At 45.7% G+C, this 19,445-nt stretch carries 16 protein-coding genes; 9 read left to right on the forward strand and 7 right to left on the reverse strand.

Annotated elements, in window-relative coordinates:
• Positions 1 to 46 precede the first annotated feature (46 nt).
• The gene (locus EJ063_RS11655; RefSeq protein ID WP_126574544.1) at positions 47 to 640 is read left to right on the forward strand and encodes a YdcF family protein; all 594 of its coding nucleotides are present in this window, start codon (positions 47 to 49) and stop codon (positions 638 to 640) included.
• A gap of 67 nt (positions 641 to 707) precedes the next feature.
• Here EJ063_RS11655 and clpA read toward each other — a convergent pair whose 3' ends face one another.
• Together clpA and clpS are read right to left on the reverse strand one after the other, a co-directional pair.
• Positions 708 to 2,975, reverse strand: coding sequence for an ATP-dependent Clp protease ATP-binding subunit ClpA (gene clpA / locus EJ063_RS11660; protein ID WP_126574451.1), 2,268 nt, complete (start codon positions 2,973 to 2,975; stop codon positions 708 to 710).
• A gap of 42 nt (positions 2,976 to 3,017) precedes the next feature.
• A complete protein-coding gene (clpS, locus tag EJ063_RS11665) occupies positions 3,018 to 3,338 on the reverse strand; it encodes an ATP-dependent Clp protease adapter ClpS (protein ID WP_126574452.1) in 321 nt (106 codons plus the stop codon).
• 463 nt (positions 3,339 to 3,801) lie between these two features.
• On the opposite strand from clpS, the gene cspD reads away from it, so the two are divergent.
• Entirely contained in the window at positions 3,802 to 4,026 is a 225-nt protein-coding gene (cspD, locus tag EJ063_RS11670; RefSeq protein ID WP_167469901.1) for a cold shock domain-containing protein CspD, read from the forward strand.
• 77 nt (positions 4,027 to 4,103) lie between these two features.
• On the opposite strand, the gene EJ063_RS11675 is transcribed toward cspD, so the two are convergent.
• Positions 4,104 to 6,329, reverse strand: a complete 2,226-nt coding sequence (locus EJ063_RS11675) for an NADP-dependent isocitrate dehydrogenase (RefSeq protein WP_126574454.1) — start codon at positions 6,327 to 6,329, stop codon at positions 4,104 to 4,106.
• Between the two features lie 294 nt (positions 6,330 to 6,623).
• Between EJ063_RS11675 and EJ063_RS11680 the strand changes: the two genes are divergently transcribed.
• Positions 6,624 to 7,316 carry a pseudouridine synthase gene (locus EJ063_RS11680; RefSeq protein WP_126574455.1) on the forward strand — a complete coding sequence of 231 codons (693 nt, stop codon included), beginning with the start codon at positions 6,624 to 6,626 and terminating at the stop codon, positions 7,314 to 7,316.
• A gap of 137 nt (positions 7,317 to 7,453) precedes the next feature.
• Here EJ063_RS11680 and aspS read toward each other — a convergent pair whose 3' ends face one another.
• On the reverse strand, positions 7,454 to 9,232 hold the full coding sequence (gene aspS / locus EJ063_RS11685) for an aspartate--tRNA ligase (RefSeq protein ID WP_126574456.1): 1,779 nt from the start codon (positions 9,230 to 9,232) through the stop codon (positions 7,454 to 7,456).
• Positions 9,233 to 9,506: 274 nt separating this feature from the next.
• On the opposite strand from aspS, the gene EJ063_RS11690 reads away from it, so the two are divergent.
• The 6 genes from EJ063_RS11690 to EJ063_RS11715 all read left to right on the forward strand — a co-directional run bounded on the left by EJ063_RS11690 (position 9,507) and on the right by EJ063_RS11715 (position 15,876).
• Positions 9,507 to 10,388, forward strand: coding sequence for a DUF72 domain-containing protein (locus EJ063_RS11690; protein ID WP_126574457.1), 882 nt, complete (start codon positions 9,507 to 9,509; stop codon positions 10,386 to 10,388).
• Between the two features lie 110 nt (positions 10,389 to 10,498).
• Positions 10,499 to 11,236, forward strand: coding sequence for a carboxy-S-adenosyl-L-methionine synthase CmoA (cmoA, locus tag EJ063_RS11695; protein ID WP_126574458.1), 738 nt, complete (start codon positions 10,499 to 10,501; stop codon positions 11,234 to 11,236).
• 175 nt (positions 11,237 to 11,411) lie between these two features.
• Positions 11,412 to 12,383 (forward strand): tRNA 5-methoxyuridine(34)/uridine 5-oxyacetic acid(34) synthase CmoB, encoded by a 972-nt coding sequence (gene cmoB / locus EJ063_RS11700; protein ID WP_126574459.1) that lies wholly within the window; start codon positions 11,412 to 11,414, stop codon positions 12,381 to 12,383.
• Positions 12,384 to 12,623: 240 nt separating this feature from the next.
• Positions 12,624 to 13,364 carry an ATP-dependent zinc protease family protein gene (locus EJ063_RS11705; protein WP_126574460.1) on the forward strand — a complete coding sequence of 247 codons (741 nt, stop codon included), beginning with the start codon at positions 12,624 to 12,626 and terminating at the stop codon, positions 13,362 to 13,364.
• Positions 13,365 to 13,387: 23 nt separating this feature from the next.
• Positions 13,388 to 14,893 carry an inactive transglutaminase family protein gene (locus EJ063_RS11710; protein ID WP_126574461.1) on the forward strand — a complete coding sequence of 502 codons (1,506 nt, stop codon included), beginning with the start codon at positions 13,388 to 13,390 and terminating at the stop codon, positions 14,891 to 14,893.
• Between the two features lie 2 nt (positions 14,894 to 14,895).
• Positions 14,896 to 15,876, forward strand: coding sequence for an alpha-L-glutamate ligase-like protein (locus EJ063_RS11715; RefSeq protein ID WP_126574462.1), 981 nt, complete (start codon positions 14,896 to 14,898; stop codon positions 15,874 to 15,876).
• Between the two features lie 73 nt (positions 15,877 to 15,949).
• Here EJ063_RS11715 and EJ063_RS11720 read toward each other — a convergent pair whose 3' ends face one another.
• From EJ063_RS11720 to EJ063_RS20895, 3 genes are read right to left on the reverse strand one after another with little or no spacing between them, the layout of a single operon-like run.
• Positions 15,950 to 16,357: a hypothetical protein gene (locus EJ063_RS11720; RefSeq protein ID WP_126574463.1), complete on the reverse strand. Its 408-nt coding sequence runs from the start codon at positions 16,355 to 16,357 to the stop codon at positions 15,950 to 15,952.
• A gap of 11 nt (positions 16,358 to 16,368) precedes the next feature.
• Positions 16,369 to 17,538 (reverse strand): hypothetical protein, encoded by a 1,170-nt coding sequence (locus tag EJ063_RS11725; protein WP_126574464.1) that lies wholly within the window; start codon positions 17,536 to 17,538, stop codon positions 16,369 to 16,371.
• A 13-nt stretch (positions 17,539 to 17,551) separates the two neighbouring features.
• Positions 17,552 to 19,105, reverse strand: coding sequence for a methyl-accepting chemotaxis protein (locus EJ063_RS20895; protein ID WP_158676000.1), 1,554 nt, complete (start codon positions 19,103 to 19,105; stop codon positions 17,552 to 17,554).
• Between the last annotated feature and the right edge of the window lie 340 nt (positions 19,106 to 19,445).

The following is a 19,445-nucleotide window of genomic DNA, read 5'->3' on the forward strand; positions in this document are numbered from 1 at the left end:
ATAGCTCGTGAAGCTCTATCAACATATCGAACTTTTGTGGTCTTACATGCAACTAGAGCAACCGCTCATTACGTCTGATTGCATCTTCGTTTTGGGTAGCAATGACGTCAGAGTGGCGGAGTATGCGGCTCAGCTCTATCTTGATGGCTGGGCTAACATTCTTGTTTTCTCGGGTGGTGTCGGTCGGTTAACTGAAGATCTATTTGAACAATCTGAAGCGGAAACATTCGCTGCTGTCGCAAAAGACATGGGGGTTCCTGCGAGTGCCATTGTGATCGAAAACCAAGCGACGAATACTGGTGAAAATGTTCGATTTACCGCAGAGGTGTTACAGCAACTTGGCCTCACGTTTTCATCTTTTATATTGGTGCAAAAGCCTTATATGGAAAGACGCACACACGCGACCTTTCTAAAGCAGTGGCCAACGGAAATCGCTCAGCTTTGTGTGACTTCACCAAAGACTCGTTTCTGCGACTATTTCAATGAAGAGATCGACTTAGACACCACGGTAAGAGCCATGCTCGGTGATTTTGAGCGGATCAAAACCTACCCTGCTCTTGGTTTTCAAATAGAACAAGCAGTCCCTGAACCTGTTGAACACGCCTACCAAGCCATTCTGTCTCGATTTGAGCAGAACTAAGCCGAGCATCCCGTAGGATAAAAAAAGCCAGAGCACGTGCTCTGGCTTCTGTATTTAAGGGTGGTACTTAATGCACAGCGGCTTCTTTCTCACTGTGATACTCAAACCTGATCTCATCATCCTTAAGATCAACTTTCACCGTGCCCCCGTCAACGAGTGATCCAAACAACAATTCGTTTGCCAGTGGCTTTTTAAGCTGATCTTGGATAACACGACCCATAGGACGGGCGCCCATTGCCTTGTCATACCCTTTCAGTGCTAACCAATGACGTGCATCGTCAGACACTTCTAGCGAGACACCGCGAGCATCAAGCTGCGCCTGAAGTTCAACAACGAATTTATCAACCACTTGGTGAATCACATGCTCATCAAGGCTGTTAAACCAAATGATGTTATCAAGACGGTTACGGAACTCAGGTGTGAACACTTTCTTGATAACCGACATCGCATCATGGCTGTGATCTTGTTGGATCAGGCCGATCGATTTCTTCTCAGTTTCCTGAACGCCGGCGTTGGTTGTCATCACAAGGATCACATTGCGGAAGTCCGCTTTACGGCCGTTGTTGTCCGTCAGCGTACCGTTATCCATTACCTGAAGAAGTAAGTTGAAGATATCTGGGTGTGCTTTCTCGATTTCATCAAGCAGTACAACCGAGTGAGGATGTTTAATCACCGCATCCGTTAGTAAGCCACCTTGATCGTAACCCACATAACCTGGAGGTGCACCAATCAAACGGCTCACCGAGTGACGTTCGCCATACTCAGACATATCGAAGCGAAGAAGTTCAATGCCTAGAAGCTTAGAAAGCTGGACAGTGACTTCGGTTTTACCTACGCCCGTTGGGCCAGCAAATAAGAATGAACCCACTGGCTTATGATCGGCACCAAGACCTGCACGAGTCAGCTTGATTGCTTCACTTAGTACGTCAATCGCATCGTCTTGACCGAATACCAGCATCTTCATCTTCTGATCAAGATTCTGCAGAATCTCTTTGTCTGACGAAGAAACGGATTTTTCAGGAATACGAGCCATTTTAGCGACCATAGCTTCGATATCTGCCACGCCAACCGTTTTCTTACGACGGCTTGCTGGCGCTAAGCGATGACGAGCACCCGCTTCATCAATAACATCAATCGCCTTATCAGGTAGGTGACGTTCATTAATGTACTTCGCTGACAGCTCAACGGCTGCACGTAGCGCTTTATTGGTGTAACGAACCTCATGGTGCGCTTCGTACTTCGGCTTAAGGCCAATCAAAATCTTAGTGGTGTCATCCAATGAAGGCTCAACCACATCGATTTTTTGGAAACGACGAGACAGAGCGCGCTCTTTCTCAAAGATTGAGCTGTATTCTTGATAAGTCGTAGAACCAATACAGCGAAGCTTACCGCTGCTTAGTAGAGGCTTGATCAGGTTAGCGGCATCCACTTGGCCACCCGATGCAGCACCAGCGCCAATGATGGTATGAATTTCATCAATGAACAGGATTGCATCATCTTCTTTTTCAAGCTGCTTAAGAATCGCTTTAAAACGTTTTTCGAAATCACCGCGGTATTTGGTACCCGCCAACAGCGAACCGATATCAAGCGAGTAAATCACGCTATTGGCAATGATCTCTGGCACTTGGCCTTCAACAATACGCCAAGCAAGACCTTCTGCGATGGCTGTTTTACCTACGCCAGCTTCACCGACCAGTAGAGGGTTATTCTTACGGCGGCGGCACAATACCTGGATGGTACGTTCAAGTTCTTTGTCACGGCCAATCAGTGGGTCAATATGACCTTGCTTCGCCACCTGATTCAGGTTAGTTGCAAAACTTTCTAGACGTTCTTCTGAGTTGCCTTCGTCGACACTTTCATTACCAAATGAGCTAGATGAAGGCTCGTCATCCGCTCCAGAGGCTTTAGTAATACCGTGAGAAATGAAGTTAACAATATCTAAACGGCTGATGTCATTTTTCTTAAGTAGGTAAGCCGCATGAGATTCTTGTTCACTAAAAATGGCAACAAGAACATTCGCCCCGGTCACTTCACTACGACCAGAAGATTGAACATGGAAGACGGCACGTTGAAGCACACGTTGAAAGCTCAATGTTGGTTGAGTTTCTCGGGTTTCATCGTTTTCAGGGATGAGTGGCGTGGTTTGATCGATAAAGATATCGAGTTCATTGCGCAGAGCATCAATGTCTGCTTGGCAAGCCTCTAGAGCTTCTCGTGCTGCATCGTTTTCCAACAACGCTAACAGGAGGTGCTCGACAGTCATAAACTCATGTCGTTTGTCTCGTGCGCGTGCAAATGCGCCATTCAGACTCGACTCTAATTCTTTATTCAGCATAAGTACCTCCTTTATGAACAACTTACGTTGCTCGAACAAGCATTAGACTTGTTCCATTGTACAAAGCAAAGGATGCTCATTCTCTTTAGAATACATAGTAACTTGCGCTACTTTGGTCTCAGCAACTTCTGCAGTATACGTGCCACAAATTGCCTTGCCTTCATAATGCACCTGAAGCATCACTTGCGTCGCTTTGTCGATATCCATAGAAAAAAAGCGTTCTAGGATTTCAATTACAAAGTCCATTGGGGTGTAGTCATCGTTGTTTAATACAACGTTATACATGGACGGTGGCTTAACTTTTGTTTTTTCTAACTCCAGCAGATCAGAGTCTGGAGTAACCCATTCAAAATGTTTGCTCATGGTTTTACAATGTTTACGTTGAACTCTACTAATTTTACCACTTCATGGAGCGAAAGTTTTGAATTTAGTTCTTACTATTACGAACAAAATGCGACAAAAAATATTTTGCTCTTACTTAGAGACTAATGCAGCATTTGAGTCGCTGCAAATAAAAGATTTTAATCAAGCAGGGTCTTCTATCTAATTGATTAAAAAGACACCAAAAACCATTCACGACATCTATCACTTCCCACAAAATACACTCAAGTTACTAACAATAATGTAATTCTCAAAAGTGATTTGCTTGCAAATATGTCGACTGTAAGACCTTTTTCCTATTGACTGTACTTGGTCATTGGCTACATTGGTCAAATAGTGACTAAAATTTTGGCAGCGGCTGAATGAAAATTCACTTTCTGTTTACAAGGAACTCGATGTAAACACTTAACAACTTCAGTAACAATATGCATGAGGGATGTATAGCATGGCTACAGGTACAGTAAAATGGTTTAACAACGCCAAAGGATTTGGTTTTATCTGTTCAGAGGGAGAAGACGGAGATGTGTTCGCACATTATTCAACGATTCAAATGGACGGGTATCGTACTTTGAAAGCTGGTCAGCAAGTGAGTTACGAAATCGAAGAAGGGCCTAAAGGCTACCACGCGAGCTCAGTTGTTCCAGTCGAAGTTCAACAAGCCGCTAAATAATCGCTGCCGAAGTAATCAATTATTTTCATCTAAAAGAAAACCCGCCAAGTTGGCGGGTTTTTTATTTGTGCTATTAGTTAGCCATTGATTACTGCATTCAGTGTCGCGCTTGGACGCATCAGTGGCGCCGCTTTTTCAAACACTGGTGCATAGTATCCACCAAGCTCACCGGCTACACCTTGAGCATCGTTTAGCTCCGCCACAATCTTCTCTTCATTTGAAGACAGTGCTTCAGCGATTGGAGCGAACTCAGCGGCTAGCTCTGCATCTGCAGTTTGCGATGCTAGTGCTTGTGCCCAGTAGGTTGCTAGGTAGTAGTGACTACCACGGTTATCTAGTTCACCTACGCGGCGTGAAGGCGACTTGTTGTTGTCTAGGAAGTCACCGGTTGCTTTGTCTAGCGCATCAGCAAGTACTTGTGCCTTAGCGTTACCAGCAACGGTACTTAGGTGCTCTAGAGAAGCCGCAAGTGCTAGGAATTCACCTAGAGAATCCCAACGAAGGTGGTTTTCTTTTTCTACTTGCTGAACGTGCTTAGGTGCAGAACCACCAGCGCCTGTTTCAAACAGACCGCCACCGTTCATCAGTGGAACGATTGACAGCATTTTCGCCGACGTACCAAGCTCTAGGATTGGGAACAAGTCAGTTAGGTAGTCACGCAGTACGTTACCTGTGACTGAGATTGTGTCCTGACCGTCTTTGATACGAACTAGAGAGAACTGACACGCTTCTAGTGGAGCAAGAATCTTGATCTCTAGACCTGAAGTATCGTGCTCTGGTAGGTATGCGTTTACTTTCTTGATTAGTTGAGCATCATGTGCACGGTTCTCGTCTAACCAGAATACCGCTGGAACGCCTGTCGCACGAGCACGTGTTACCGCTAGCTTAACCCAATCTTGGATTGGCGCGTCTTTCACCTGACACATTCGGAAGATATCGCCTTCTTCTACTGATTGCTCAAGTAGAACTGCGCCTGACGCGTCAACGATACGGATCGTGCCCGCGGCATCAAGAATGAATGTCTTGTCGTGAGAACCGTACTCTTCTGCTTTTTGAGCCATTAGGCCTACGTTTGGCACGCTCCCCATTGTAGTTGGGTCGAAGGCGCCATTTTCTTTACAGAAGTCGATAACCGCTTGGTAGATACCTGCATAGCTACGATCTGGGATCATTGCTTTAGTATCTTTCTGCTTACCATCTGGACCCCACATTTGGCCAGAAGAACGCAGCATAGCTGGCATTGAAGCATCGACGATGATGTCGCTTGGCACGTGTAGGTTAGTGATACCACGGTCAGAATCAACCATCGCTAGTGGAGGCTGAGTTGCGTAAACCGCTTGTAGAGCCGCTTCGATTTCTTCTTTTTGAGCAGCAGGAAGCGCTTGAATCTTAGCGTATACGTCGCCAATACCGTTGTTTACGTCAACGCCTAGCTTCTCGAATACGTCACCGTATTTTGCGAATACGTCTTTGTAGTAAACCTTAACCGCATGACCGAAGATCACTGGGTCAGACACTTTCATCATGGTCGCTTTCATGTGAAGTGATAGAAGAACGTCTTGCTCTTTAGCTTCAGCGATTTGCGCTTCGAAGAACTCGACTAACGCTTTTTTGTTCATTACTGAACAGTCGATGATTTCTTTGTCTTGCAGTGGGAAAGCACCTTTCAGCTCTTTCACTGCGCCATCAGCAGCCACAAATTCGATCTTAACTTCTGTTGCGCCATCTACTGTGTGTGATTTTTCGCTACCGAAGAAGTCGTTGCCAGACATGCTAGAAACGTGAGATTTAGACTCTGCAGACCATGCGCCCATTGAGTGTGGGTTTTTCTTCGCATAGTTCTTAACAGAGAGAGGCGCACGGCGGTCAGAGTTACCTTCACGTAGAACTGGGTTTACTGCACTACCTTTAATTTTGTCGTACGTTGCTTTGATCGCTTCTTCTTCGTACGTGCTTGGCTCTTCTGGGTAGTTAGGTAGGTTGTAGCCCTTAGCTTGAAGTTCAGCAATCGCTGCTTTTAGCTGAGGAATAGAAGCTGAGATATTTGGCAGCTTAATAATGTTAGCTTCTGGCGTTTTTGCCAGTTCACCTAGCTCAGCTAGGGCGTCACCAATGCGTTGTTCTTCAGTTAGATGCTCTGGGAAGTTAGCGATAAGACGCCCAGCAAGAGAGATATCACGAGTGTCAACATTGATGCCTGAAGAAGCGGTAAACGACTGGATGATTGGCAATAGTGAATATGTCGCTAGCGCAGGTGCTTCATCAGTAATAGTGTAAATAATGGTAGGTTTTTCTGTAGGCATGAAATTTCCCTATTGTTCTAACCGGACCGCTATAGTTGTGGTCCTGTGTGTGTGAACGCGAACAAGTTTATGAATAATCCCCTCACTTGTTGCGATTTATTCGTCTCTATTCTTATCGCCGCCAGTAAGAGTGCGGCATCCTTGAGAGCGATTAGTTATAATTAAACAAAAACCCGATAATAGTCTATTATCTTGTTCAACAATCCTGTTTTTGGGCGCGCAAATGATAGCCCAGCTCAGATTTTTTGGATACTTTTACCCACACTTTATTTACATTTTTGCAAGGTAGTTAACATGCCGCCGCGTTCTCGCCGTGAATCATCCCCATCCACAACGAAAAAGAAGCCAACGGGTTTTAAACGTAAAAATAGCCAAAATGGTGCAAGCACTTCCTCTTCACGCCAACGACGTAAACCAATAAAAAATAAACCGAAAATCGCTCCCGAAGATCGCAAAGTGATTGTGTTTAATAAGCCTTATGACACCTTGAGTCAGTTCACAGACGGCGAAGGCCGAAAAACACTGGCTGACTTTATTCCGGTGAAGGACGTTTATGCTGCAGGTCGTTTAGACAGAGACAGTGAAGGGCTTATGGTGCTGACCAATGACGGTATTTTGCAGGCACGTTTAACGCAACCAAGCTCCAAGTCACCGAAAACATACTGGGTACAGGTTGATGGCGCCCCAAGTGAAGAAGATGTTGATATGCTGCGTAAAGGGGTGGAACTTAAAGATGGCATGACACTGCCTGCTCAAGTCGAGGTTATGGATGCCCCTGAAGTTTGGGAGCGCAACCCGCCGGTTCGTTTTAGGGCCAACATTCCAACCACATGGCTTGCAATTACCATTATTGAAGGACGTAATCGACAAGTACGTCGTATGACGGCACATGTTGGCTTCCCTACCCTGCGTTTGATTCGCTATTCGATGGGTGATGTGACGCTAGGTGACTTGCAGCCTGGTGAGTGGAAAGAGATTGAGCTTTAGATAGTCGAAAACCTCTGGAGATTCCCTACTCGCTCCTGCGTCACTCTATGGAATGACGTTATACAATGTGGGCTTCCAAATACAAAAACGGCGCTTCAATCGAAGCGCCGTTTTTAATATCTAAGAGAAATACGAGATTACTCTTCTTCTTTCTTCTCTGCGGCTTTAACAGCAATCGCGAGTTCTTCAAGCGATGCTGGGTTAGCTAGGCTTGGAGCGTCTGTTAGTAGACAAGAAGCGTTCGTTGTTTTCGGGAATGCGATAACGTCACGGATGTTCTCTGTACCACAAATTAGCATTACTAGACGGTCAAGACCGAATGCTAGACCTGCGTGTGGAGGCGTACCGAACTTAAGTGCGTCTAATAGGAAACCAAACTTCGCTTGCTGCTCGTCTGCTTCAATACCTAGGATATCGAATACTGCTGACTGCATTTCTGCGTTGTGGATACGTACAGAACCACCGCCCACTTCGTAGCCGTTTAGAACCATGTCGTATGCGTTTGAGTTTGCCGCAGCTGGGTTCGCTTTTAGCTCTTCAGCGTTCACACCTAGTGGTGATGTGAATGGGTGGTGCATTGCGTGTAGGTTACCTTCATCGTCTTCCTCGAACATTGGGAAGTCAACAACCCATAGTGGCGCCCATGCAGACTCGTTTGTTAGTTCTAGATCGATGCCTAGTTTCAGACGAAGTGCACCTAGAGCTTCAGATACTGTGTTCGCTTTATCAGCACCAAACAGAATGATGTCACCAGATTCAGCTTGAGTGCGATCTAGAATGCCGTTGATTACGTCTTCGCTTAGGAACTTAGCCACTGGAGACTGGATACCTTCCATGCCTGCTGCACGGTCGTTAACCTTCATCCACGCTAGGCCTTTCGCACCGTAGATACCAACAAACTCACCGTAGCTGTCGATCTGCTTACGAGTCAGCTTAGCGCCACCCGGTACACGGATAACTGCTACGCGACCTTTTTCGTCGTTAGCTGGGCCAGAGAATACTTTGAACTCAACGTCTTTTACTAGATCAGCAACGTCGACTAGCTCTAGTGGGTTACGTAGATCTGGCTTATCAGAGCCGAAACGACGCATCGCTTCAGAGAATGGCATGATTGGGAACTCACCTAGATCAACATCTAGAAGTTCTTGCCACATTTCACGAACCATTTTCTCAGTGGTTGCACGAACTTGTTCAGCCGTCATGAATGACGTTTCGATATCGATCTGAGTGAATTCTGGCTGACGGTCAGCACGTAAGTCTTCGTCACGGAAACACTTAACGATTTGGTAGTAACGGTCAAAGCCAGACATCATTAGCAGCTGTTTGAATAGCTGTGGAGACTGAGGAAGCGCGTAGAACGAACCTTTGTGAACACGGCTTGGTACTAGGTAGTCACGAGCGCCTTCTGGTGTCGCTTTTGTTAGTACTGGCGTTTCGATGTCTAGGAAGCCATTGTCATCTAGGAAACGACGTACGAAGCTTGACGCTTTAGCACGCAGCTTGATGCGATCGCTCATTTCTGGGCGACGTAGATCTAGGTAACGGTACTTAAGACGCTGCTCTTCAGAGTTCTTTTGGTTGAAGTCTAGAGGCAGAACATCAGCGCGGTTGATGATTTCAAGGCCTTTCGCGATGATTTCAACTTCGCCTGTTGCCATGTCTTTGTTTACTTGGCTGTCTGGACGAACGCGTACTTCACCCGTTAGCTTGATACAGAATTCATTACGAAGTGTGTTTGCTACTTCGTACGCATCTGCCATATCTGGGTCTACAACTACCTGAACGATACCTTCACGATCTCGCATATCGATGAAAATAAGACCGCCCAAATCACGACGACGGTTAACCCAGCCGCAAAGTTCTACAGTTTGTCCTGCAAGGGACTTGTTCAGGTGACCACAGTAATGGGTACGCATAATGAATTTCCCAATCTATTAAAATTTGTTGATTACTATCTACCAGTGTACATTTACCGATAGAGCAAAGTTCCATTTATACGCTGAAAGCTCGATGAAATCGACTACCCAACGTACAATTTATTGCGTTTTACTCTCTATTGATGCTTTTTGCACCAACAAAGGCGTAAAACAACAGCAAAAGTAAAAAATTGGCGCTGATTATAGCCCTATATGGGGCCATTGAGCAAAGCTCTCCATCACCTATTCAGAATCAAAAAACAGTGGCGTAAATATGAATCCGTTCCCTCTCCGTCTTGGCTTAACCATGTGGTCAAACAATCAATGGCAACAGAGCTTTTATGGGAAAGGGACGCAAAGCGGTGACCGACTGGAAAAGTACGCCAGTGTGTTCCATACCGTTGAGGGGAATACCACCTTTTATGCAATCCCCTCACTCTCAACGGTTAAGAACTGGCATTCAGCAACCCATGATGACTTTCGCTTTACGTTCAAGCTACCGCAAAACATTACCCATCGCCAGATGCTGCAAGGTTGCCAGAGCGAACTAAAAAGTTTTATGGCATTGATGGAGCCACTGCATGAGCGTATTGGCCAATGGACCATACAGCTGCCTGCGGCTTTTGGCCCAGAACACCTAGAACAACTCAAACGTTTCTGTGATTTGTTTCCCCCAAGCTACCCGATTGGTGTCGAAGTTCGCCATCCTGAATTTTTTGCCAAGGGAGAAGCAGAGAAGCAGCTCAATCAATGGCTGATCGAGAAAGGTTATGATCGCATCATAATGGACAGTCGCCCGGTCTTTTCTGAGACAATAACTCGCGAGCACCCGCACTTTGATTCTCTGTTAGATGCACAGCAGAAAAAGCCTCGCGTCCCTGTTCATGCAATTGCCACGGCCTCTAACCCGATGATTCGCTTTATTGGTCACCCAGAGGAGTCTCTCAACTTTGAGTTTTTTAAGCCTTGGTTAAGCAAGCTTCCTCAATGGATTGAGCAGGGTAAACAACCCTATGTGATGATTCACACCTCCGACAACCTTATTGCCCCTGAACTGGCTAAAAACCTCTATAAACAGTTACAAAAACAGGCTCAATTGCCCGATTTATCACCTTTTCCTGCTATCAAAGGCGACACTCAGATTCAGATGTTCTAAAGAGAGTGGTCTCAATGCATGACATAGCGCCCAATTTCTCATAAAATACGCGCCTTTTTAAAACTTGCAGAATGCGTAACAAGCACAGTGCGCAATTGAGAGAGCAGACTATGAACCCGAAGAGCAATCCAGATACTATTTTCTCGGCTCCAATCGATAAAATTGGGGATTTCACTTTTGATGAGCGCGTTGCTGAAGTGTTTCCTGACATGATTCAGCGTTCTGTGCCGGGTTACAGCAACATCATTTCTGCCATTGGTATGTTGGCTGAGCGTTTTGTAAAACCGCATTCAAACATTTATGACTTAGGCTGCTCATTAGGCGCGGCAACGCTGTCAATGCGTCGCCATATCAAGCAGGAAGGCTGTGAGATCATCGCCGTTGATAATTCTTCTGCAATGGTTGAACGTTGTAAGCTTCATGTGAATGCTTATCGCAGCGATACGCCAGTAAACGTTGTCGAAGCAGATATCCGCAACATCACCATTGAAAATGCTTCTGTCGTTGTACTGAACTTTACTCTGCAATTTTTATCTCCGGAAGATCGCTACGCTCTACTCGAAAACATCTACGCTGGTCTTCGTCCGGGCGGAATTTTGATTCTGTCAGAAAAATTCGTGTTTGAAGATGAAGCCTCTAATGAGTTGTTGATTGACCTTCACCACGATTTTAAACGTGCAAATGGCTACAGCGAGTTAGAGATCAGCCAAAAACGCAGCGCGATTGAAAATGTCATGCGCCCTAACTCTAAGAAAGAGCATAAAGAGCGTTTCGAACAAATTGGCTTTAGCAGCTACGATGTTTGGTTCCAGTGCTTTAACTTTGGTTCTATGTTCGCCATCAAATAAGGTTCGTGAAACCGTTCGCTCTCATTAGGCTGTCATCCTCAAGAGTGAGGAACGAGCGAGTTGGGGATCTCTTATCAAAAACGATATTCCCTACCACGTTCGTCCCACACTGTAGGGAATGACACATTTAACTTTTACTCAGGGTCTGCTGACTCCACCAACTCAGTGAAAAACTATGTTTAATTTTGCTAATTTTTATCAGTTAATCGCTCAAGACACGCGTCTTCAGCCGTGGCTAAATGTACTACCTCAACAATTAACCGATTGGGCAAATGCAGAGCATGGCGATTTTGGTCGCTGGGTGAAAGCGCTAAACAAAATCCCAGAAGGTTCACCAGATCAAGTTGATATTAAGAACTCGGTAACGATCGCCAATGATGTGCCGTTTCACACTGGTGAGCTAAAGAAATTAGAAAGCCTATTACGTACTTTCCACCCATGGCGTAAAGGCCCATACACGGTTCATGGTATTCACATAGACACCGAATGGCGCAGCGACTGGAAATGGGATCGTGTACTTCCCCATATTTCACCACTTAAAAACCGCAGTGTACTCGATGTGGGTTGTGGCAATGGTTACCACATGTGGCGCATGCTAGGTGAAGGGGCGCGTTTAACCGTGGGCATCGACCCATCCCACCTGTTCCTAGTTCAGTTTGAAGCTATTCGTAAACTGATGGGCGACGATCAACGTGCTCACCTATTACCACTGGGTATTGAGCAACTACCGAAACTGGAAGCGTTTGATACTGTGTTTAGTATGGGTGTCCTTTACCACCGAGTCTCTCCACTTGAGCATCTTATCCAACTGAAAAACCAGTTAGTTTCTGGCGGTGAGTTGGTTTTAGAGACATTGGTTATTGAAGGCGATGAAACTTCTGTATTGGTGCCTGTTGACCGCTACGCTCAAATGCGAAATGTCTATTTCTTCCCTTCGGCTCGCGCGCTAAAAGTCTGGTTAGAAAACGTAGGCTTTAAAGATGTTCGAATCGTTGACGAGAATGTCACCACCACCGGCGAACAACGCACAACCGATTGGATGACGCATAACTCCCTACCTGATTACTTAGACCCGAATGACCCAAGTAAGACGGTAGAAGGTCACCCTGCACCACGCCGCGCCGTGTTGGTGGCAACGAAACCATAGGATTTGACGGTATAGTTTGCACGATTTGACAAAGAGTTAACTCAGTTAAGACCTCAAATCGTTTCACCGGGACTCAAACCTCAATACAATAATAAGGATGCTTAGCGTCCTTATTTTTTTGCGCATGATCACCATTCCCTATATTTTGAGAACTTACGCGCAGTTGCCACTTGTTGGTAGCAAAATGAATACGCTAAACTTCTTATTTATCCTTTAGTTAAATTACATTCAGGTTTATCAATGTTGACAAGATTGACCCCAATTATGGCAATAGTGGCACTTTCTGGTTGCACACTTACCAATAGCACTCAATATCACCAAGAGACGCTAGCGGCAATTAAAGCCACAGAAGCAAATCTAACCAACCATTATGAAAACCTAAACTTACAGTTGAGTAACCAATCGGACTATATCGAAAGCCTTGAGGAAGAGATCATCAGCCTCGAGGAACAAATTGCAAAATTCCAAAAGGAAACGTTGGAAGAAGTGCGTAAAAAGCCTGATCCGATCGTGATCCCCGCACCAGCACCCGCTCAAACGACACCAAGCCATGGCATTGTCTTAGGTGAAGTCGAATCCGTAACGATTGATTCAATCAAGCAGTCGTTCTCTGCCCGTGTCGATACTGGCGCTGCAACCTCATCTTTAAACGCTGTTGATATTGAAGAGTTTGAGCGTAACGGTAAGAACTGGGTGCGTTTTCATCTCTCAGATGGCACAACCGAGCTTGATGACAGCAACTGGATTGAGGCGCCCGTTGTTCGCTTTGTGAAAATCCGCCAATCAACAAATGAAGAAGTAGAAAGACGCATCGTTGTTGATTTATGGGTCAGACTTGGAAAAATCCATGAAAAAGCGCAATTTACTTTGGCAGATCGTTCTCAAATGAGTCATCCTGTACTCTTAGGCCGCGAGTTCATCAGAGACATTGCAGTCGTCGATGTAAGTAAAAAATATATTCACACGGAAGTTCCACAATAATAAGTAATAGGTAGTGAAAACTTATGACGTCAAAAATTCCATTTTACGTATCAGTCGCACTCATCATTGTCGCTGGTATTGTCTTAAGCATGTTTCGTCATCAAAACTATGGTGTGCCTTGGACTCCGGGCGAAACGAGCCAAGTTTGGGACATTGAAGCTCGAGTCGAGTTTAACGGCCAAAATAAGCCCGTTAAAGCCTCTCTTGCAGCACCTCATACTCAAACCGGTTTTACCCTGATTAGCGAGTCGTCGTCTTCCCCTGGTTACGGTGTGTCTTACATCAATACAGAATCTGGACGCCGAGCTGAGTGGTCAGTTCGTGACGCGAATGGCGCACAAACTATTTATTATAAGGTACAATTTCTTGTCGACCCTCAGGCGCAAGTTGAGCCCGTTCCTCCAACTGGTGACATTACTCCCCCAACTTTCGATGGCCCAACGGAAGCCGCTGCTATTGCCCTAATTCAGCGCGCAAATCAACGTTCTGCTGATGACATTACCTTCACGCGTGAATTGATTAAGTCTCTTAACGATGGTGACAGCCAAAACGCCGCACTACTGCTAAACAACCGCTCAAAAGTTGAGTCAATTGATAAGCTACTCGCGTATGCTGAGATTCCAAGCAAAGTTGTGGGTGTGATTGAGTTGGAAGATGGCCGTCGCCGTCAAACGATTCAGCACATGAACCAAGTATGGGATGGCAAACATTGGGTACTGTTCAACCCGAACGATCAAAACCAAACGATCAAAGAAAACATCTTGGTTTGGGATGAATCCAATGTTTCTTTACTGGACTTAGTTGGCGGTCAAAACAGCCAAGTTCACTTTTCAATGATTGCGCAAGATGTCTCTCCAGCTCAAGCAACGCAGCAAAAAGTCGAAGCCGATGGCCTACTCAACTTCTCAATCCACAGCCTGCCGCTAGAAGAACAAGCGATGTTTAAAACCATCATGCTGATTCCTATCGGCGCACTGATTGTTGTGTTCCTACGTGTCATCATCGGTCTAAAAACGTCCGGTACTTTCATGCCTGTACTTATCGCTGTCGCGTTCGTTCAGACACAACTGGTCACGGGTATCGTTGGCTTCTTACTGATTGTCGGTACTGGCTTGGTCATTCGAAGCTATCTGTCTAAGCTCAATCTCTTACTGGTTGCTCGGATATCCGCCGTTATCATCACAGTAATCATGATCATTTCTGTGTTTACCGTTGTTGCATTTAAGATTGGCTTAACGGAAGGTCTGTCGATTACCTTCTTCCCGATGATCATTCTTTCTTGGACTATCGAACGTATGTCGATTCTATGGGAAGAGGAAGGGGCGAAAGAAGTGGTACTTCAAGGTGGTGGTTCATTGCTAACGGCTGTATTGGTTTACCTAGCAATGACCAACCCATACATCCAACACCTAACATTCAACTTCATTGGTCTTCAGCTGATTGTATTAGGTGGCATCTTGCTACTGGGTACTTACACGGGTTACCGCTTAACCGAGCTACGCCGTTTTAAACCGTTAACGGAGGACTAAACATGCTGTCACGTTTTACCTCTAAGTTTACGTCGCCAGGCAAGCTTCACCATAAGGGTATTATGGGCATGAATCAGCGTAACCATAGCTATATTGGTCGCTATAATGATCGCTCAAAATACCCTTTGGTTGATGATAAGTTGAAAACCAAAATTATCGCCAAACAGCACGGCGCAACGACCCCTGCGCTGATCGGTACGATCAGCAACCAAGTCGAAGTGAAAACCATCCACAAAATGGTTGAGAACTGGCCGGGCTTCGTGATTAAACCCGCTCAAGGCTCCGGTGGTAAAGGCATCTTAGTCATTACCTCCCATAAAGATGGGGTCTACACGAAGCCTTCAGGCGCGACCATCAATAAAGAAGATGTCGAACGTCATATCAGTAATGCCTTAGCTGGGCTTTTCTCTCTTGGTGGCAAAAACGATGTGGCCGTTGTCGAGAACCTCATCAAGTTTGATGACTGTTTTGAAGGCTTCAGCTACGAAGGTGTACCTGACGTCCGTATCATCGTGTTCAAAGGTTATCCTGTGATGGCGATGATGCGCTGCTCTACCGCTGCTTCTGATGGCAAAGCTAACCTACACCAAGGTGCGGTTGGCGTCGGCATCGACATTGCCACTGGTAAAGCGATTCGAGCCGTGCAGTTTGACCAACCGATCACCCACCACCCGGATACCGATAAAGACTTGTCAACGCTGCAAGTTCCGCACTGGGAACGCTTGCTTGTGTTAGCGTCTAGTGCATGGGAAATGACTGGCTTGGGCTATATGGGAACCGATATGGTGCTGGATAAAGAAGAAGGACCAATGGTTCTAGAGCTCAACGCTCGCCCAGGTTTAGCAATACAAATTGCTAACGGGGCCGGCCTGTTACCAAGACTTCACCACATTGAAAGTTTAGGGACATCTTTAAGCTACCCTACTCCTGAAGAGCGTGTGGCCTACGCAGCGAAGCAATTTGGGTCTCAAGCTCAGTTTTAGAGTTCGCTACAATATAAACATAAAAAAAGCCCCAGCAAGTGATTGCTGGGGCTTTTTCATGAATGCTGTGTTATTACAGTTTCAGTAGTACTTTCACGCTGCCGTCTACCTGACTCTCATCAATGTAGCCGATCGCATTTGAGCTGCTAGCAATTTTTGCTTTTAGCTGTGCTGGTGTATCTGAAGCTGGAGGCGGTGTCCCTTTACCTGTAAACAGCTTCTTTGACCAGTAAGACTCTAATTGCGCTAATGATTTCTTAGTAACCGCTTGGTGAAATTCCGCTTTTTCAGCGTTGCTGTCTGCCAGTTCTAGAACGGTTAGATTACCGCCGTTGTAACCTGTCTTTTTACCTAAATACGCTTTCTTCGCGTCAGACGCTGTCAGGCCATCAGGTAATGACGGTGAACCGATAACGACCAGTCCTGCCGCTGCGTTAAACGAAATTAGCAAACCTACTGCAGCTGTGATCATTCCTTTCATCTGCTCTCTCCTTAAAACGTTGCGTCAAGTTTAACGGTGTAAATTAGGCTGTCTTCATGGCTGAATTGACCCTTTGATAGATCGTAACCGTTATTGCTAAGGCCACCATTCGTATCATCAAAGTTAGTGCTGTAAGTGACATCACCTTTCAATGCTAAGCCAGGTTGAATATCCCAACGAGCACCAACGCTGTATGAAGTACGCTGGTATGAAAGCGCTAGATTTTCTAGTGCATTACGATCTTCATCATCAATGGTTTCAACACGTGCTAATGATACGTATGGCATTACACTTGAGATAACGTATCCAGCCGTCACATAACCCGCCTGCGTATCCGCAAAATAGCCATCAACAACTGTGCGCGTTGCTTCACCCATTAACAACCAAGTGCCATCTTCGTAGCGAACGCCAATGCTAGAATAGCTTCCAGATTCAGAGTCGATATCTTGAAGTGGGCTATTAACAGGGAAGGTAACATCCTCAACATTTGCAATCGTATAGCTACCACGTACTGTCCAGTAGTCATCAGACCACGTTGCTACTGCACCATAGATGTCTTCAACACTGCCAGAGCCGCCAAGTTCACTTTGGCTTGTCATCTCTTCTGAGCCAGTGAAAAGCTGCACGCCTAGGTAAGAATCTTCAAGCTCAAACTCGTAGCTCGCGTCTACACCCGTAAATGAGGTAATTGGCACGCGACCGTAAACTTCTTCTGGGCTGCGAGCCCATGGCTGTGCATAACCCACTTCTAGGTACTCAGACAGCATAAATAGAGGCAGACGTAGCAGACCACCACGAACGGTTACATCATTGTCAAACGTGTAGCCTAGGAATGCCCATGTGACATCTGGGTCCCAATTTTCGTCACCGCGCGCAACGAGCTGAAGTGTCGCTTCTAGGTTATCGCTCGCTTGGAACGTACCTTGAAGGCCAAATAAAGAGTCTGATTTAAAATCACCTGACTTTTCTACACTAGCGAAACCCGCATCGTTGTCTGCACCTGCATAGCTGACAGAACCGAAGCCATTCACTCGAATTTTGTCCGTACCGCTTTGTGACGCAACAAGCTCAGAAAGTTGAGCAACCTGCTGCTCTAGTTGTGCGATTTTATCCCCGTCAGCAAGTGCCGCTTGACTGAATAGTGCGGTAGCAATACCCGCTGCAATAATATTACGTTTCATATAACTTCCATTTTTAACTGTTACTGATTTTGAACTGCTTAATTACGCTATGCAGTTTTCTAGTAATGTCTTCAACTTCGTTCGATAGCACGAACAGATCATCTGCGCTCTTCGTCGCTTGATGAGATTGGTTTTCTACGCTCGACAGTCGATTCTCAACATGGTCAGAATTGACACGTTGTTGATCAGCGGCTGCAGCAATATTTCGGTTTAAGTCGTTCATTAGCTGAACTTTTTCAGAGACAGAGCTTAACGCTTCAAGGACTTGCTTAGACTGCTCTGCCCCTCTTTGTGCTTTTACAACGCCGTCATTCATTGAGTTAGACGCTTGATCCGATACGCTTTGTAGCTCGGTCAGCATTTCTCGGATTGCCGATGTTGACTCTTGAGTACGAGACGCCAATTGACGTACTTCGTCAGCAACAACCGCGAAACCACGACCTTGCTCACCTGCACGTGCTGCTTCAATCGCAGCGTTCAGTGCCAATAGGTTCGTTTGTTCAGCAATTTCACCAATGGTGTTCACTGCGCCGCCAACTTTGGCTGAGTAATCCACCAGCTGAGCAACCACTTGAGCTGTACTTTCAACATCGGTTGCTAGCGCTTCAAATGACGCGACCGATTCAACGACCGTTGTATGTCCACAATCCACACTCTGTGTCGCACTGTCGGCTTCTTGCGAGGCGTCATCGGCACTGTTTGAAATCGTATTTACACCGGCAACCAATTCAGAAACGTTGCTTAAGGTTTCACAAATCGCCTGCTGCTGTTCTTGAGTCAGTTGACGACTGTCTTGGCTAAAGGTAACCAGGCGCTCACTGATAGTGACTAGGTGCGCAACTTCATCACGAGTCAGAGAAATATTCCCTTCTAGTTGCTCAACGAATCGATTGAAGTTCACCACCAGCTCCTTCACTTCACCTTTACCGGTAAAATCAAGACGAGAACTTAAGTCACCTTCACCTGAAGCGAACTTCTCTAAAGAAAGGGCTACAGCAGCAATTTCATTCTGTAAACGGTAGCCTGTGTACGCGGAATAAAAGGCAAACATCATCAACGCGATAGCACCGACAATGCTCAGCATAATGAAGCTGCGGTTTTCTTCATGAATAAACTGATTGGTATCCGTCGCAATGCTTTCTAGGCGATATTCATAACCTTGAACGAGATCCTCTACCTTCTCCACTAGTGACAGGTAATGGTTGGCATTCTGAGCCGCCTGACGACCAAGTTCAGAAAAGTCATCAGGACCTTCAATAAACTCTGTCACGATACGAGACGTGTTTTGGTGAAAACGAGTCACTTCTTCTTCAAGCGCTTGGATCTTTTGCTTCTCACCACGCTCAACAATCGCTTCTAACGCCGAAAAACTGTTTTGCAACTCTAGGTAGAGTGCCTGTGCATTGTCGTAGTTTTCTTCTTCTGCGAGCATGACAGCAAGGTTCATTTGCTGATCATACTGAACAAGAAGACTATCGATTTCGATGCTCTTTTGAGTGGCAGGGAACACCACCTCTTTAATGTCAGTCAGATCACCTGTGACATGCTCGCCGAGCTGCTTATACATATAAAATGTCGTACCAAAAAGGCTGAACGACAATAAGCAGAACGCTAAAAAACGGATTTTCACATACATAAATTAAACACACGATATACTGTAACGAGCGAAATATAGCATCCCATACCATTAAAAAAAAGACTATCGTTCGATTTATTTGAGGATTTGCGTAAGAGGACGCGGTTCGATGAGGTCGAACTTCGTAAACGAAGATGCTGGAGTCAAACTAACACATTGTTTTGGTGAGGTTATCCTAAACGTCAGTTGAGCTAATCCAAACTCTGGATAATTTTATTCTCCCAGATAAAAAAATAGCCTGATCCGAAGACCAGGCTATTTGACAAGTTAA

This window comes from Vibrio aquaticus (assembly GCF_003970385.1).
Taxonomy (GTDB): Bacteria; Pseudomonadota; Gammaproteobacteria; order Enterobacterales; family Vibrionaceae; genus Vibrio; species Vibrio aquaticus.

What these genes read in the sequence shown, in the direction of transcription:
- EJ063_RS11655 (WP_126574544.1), top strand. Translation starts at nt 47, where the DNA reads ATGCAACTAGAGCAACCGCTCATTACGTCTGATTGCATCTTCGTTTTG.
- clpA (WP_126574451.1), bottom strand. Translation starts at nt 2,975, where the DNA reads ATGCTGAATAAAGAATTAGAGTCGAGTCTGAATGGCGCATTTGCACGC.
- clpS (WP_126574452.1), bottom strand. Translation starts at nt 3,338, where the DNA reads ATGAGCAAACATTTTGAATGGGTTACTCCAGACTCTGATCTGCTGGAG.
- cspD (WP_167469901.1), top strand. Translation starts at nt 3,802, where the DNA reads ATGGCTACAGGTACAGTAAAATGGTTTAACAACGCCAAAGGATTTGGT.
- EJ063_RS11675 (WP_126574454.1), bottom strand. Translation starts at nt 6,329, where the DNA reads ATGCCTACAGAAAAACCTACCATTATTTACACTATTACTGATGAAGCA.
- EJ063_RS11680 (WP_126574455.1), top strand. Translation starts at nt 6,624, where the DNA reads ATGCCGCCGCGTTCTCGCCGTGAATCATCCCCATCCACAACGAAAAAG.
- aspS (WP_126574456.1), bottom strand. Translation starts at nt 9,232, where the DNA reads ATGCGTACCCATTACTGTGGTCACCTGAACAAGTCCCTTGCAGGACAA.
- EJ063_RS11690 (WP_126574457.1), top strand. Translation starts at nt 9,507, where the DNA reads ATGAATCCGTTCCCTCTCCGTCTTGGCTTAACCATGTGGTCAAACAAT.
- cmoA (WP_126574458.1), top strand. Translation starts at nt 10,499, where the DNA reads ATGAACCCGAAGAGCAATCCAGATACTATTTTCTCGGCTCCAATCGAT.
- cmoB (WP_126574459.1), top strand. Translation starts at nt 11,412, where the DNA reads ATGTTTAATTTTGCTAATTTTTATCAGTTAATCGCTCAAGACACGCGT.
- EJ063_RS11705 (WP_126574460.1), top strand. Translation starts at nt 12,624, where the DNA reads ATGTTGACAAGATTGACCCCAATTATGGCAATAGTGGCACTTTCTGGT.
- EJ063_RS11710 (WP_126574461.1), top strand. Translation starts at nt 13,388, where the DNA reads ATGACGTCAAAAATTCCATTTTACGTATCAGTCGCACTCATCATTGTC.
- EJ063_RS11715 (WP_126574462.1), top strand. Translation starts at nt 14,896, where the DNA reads ATGCTGTCACGTTTTACCTCTAAGTTTACGTCGCCAGGCAAGCTTCAC.
- EJ063_RS11720 (WP_126574463.1), bottom strand. Translation starts at nt 16,357, where the DNA reads ATGAAAGGAATGATCACAGCTGCAGTAGGTTTGCTAATTTCGTTTAAC.
- EJ063_RS11725 (WP_126574464.1), bottom strand. Translation starts at nt 17,538, where the DNA reads ATGAAACGTAATATTATTGCAGCGGGTATTGCTACCGCACTATTCAGT.
- EJ063_RS20895 (WP_158676000.1), bottom strand. Translation starts at nt 19,105, where the DNA reads ATGTATAAGCAGCTCGGCGAGCATGTCACAGGTGATCTGACTGACATT.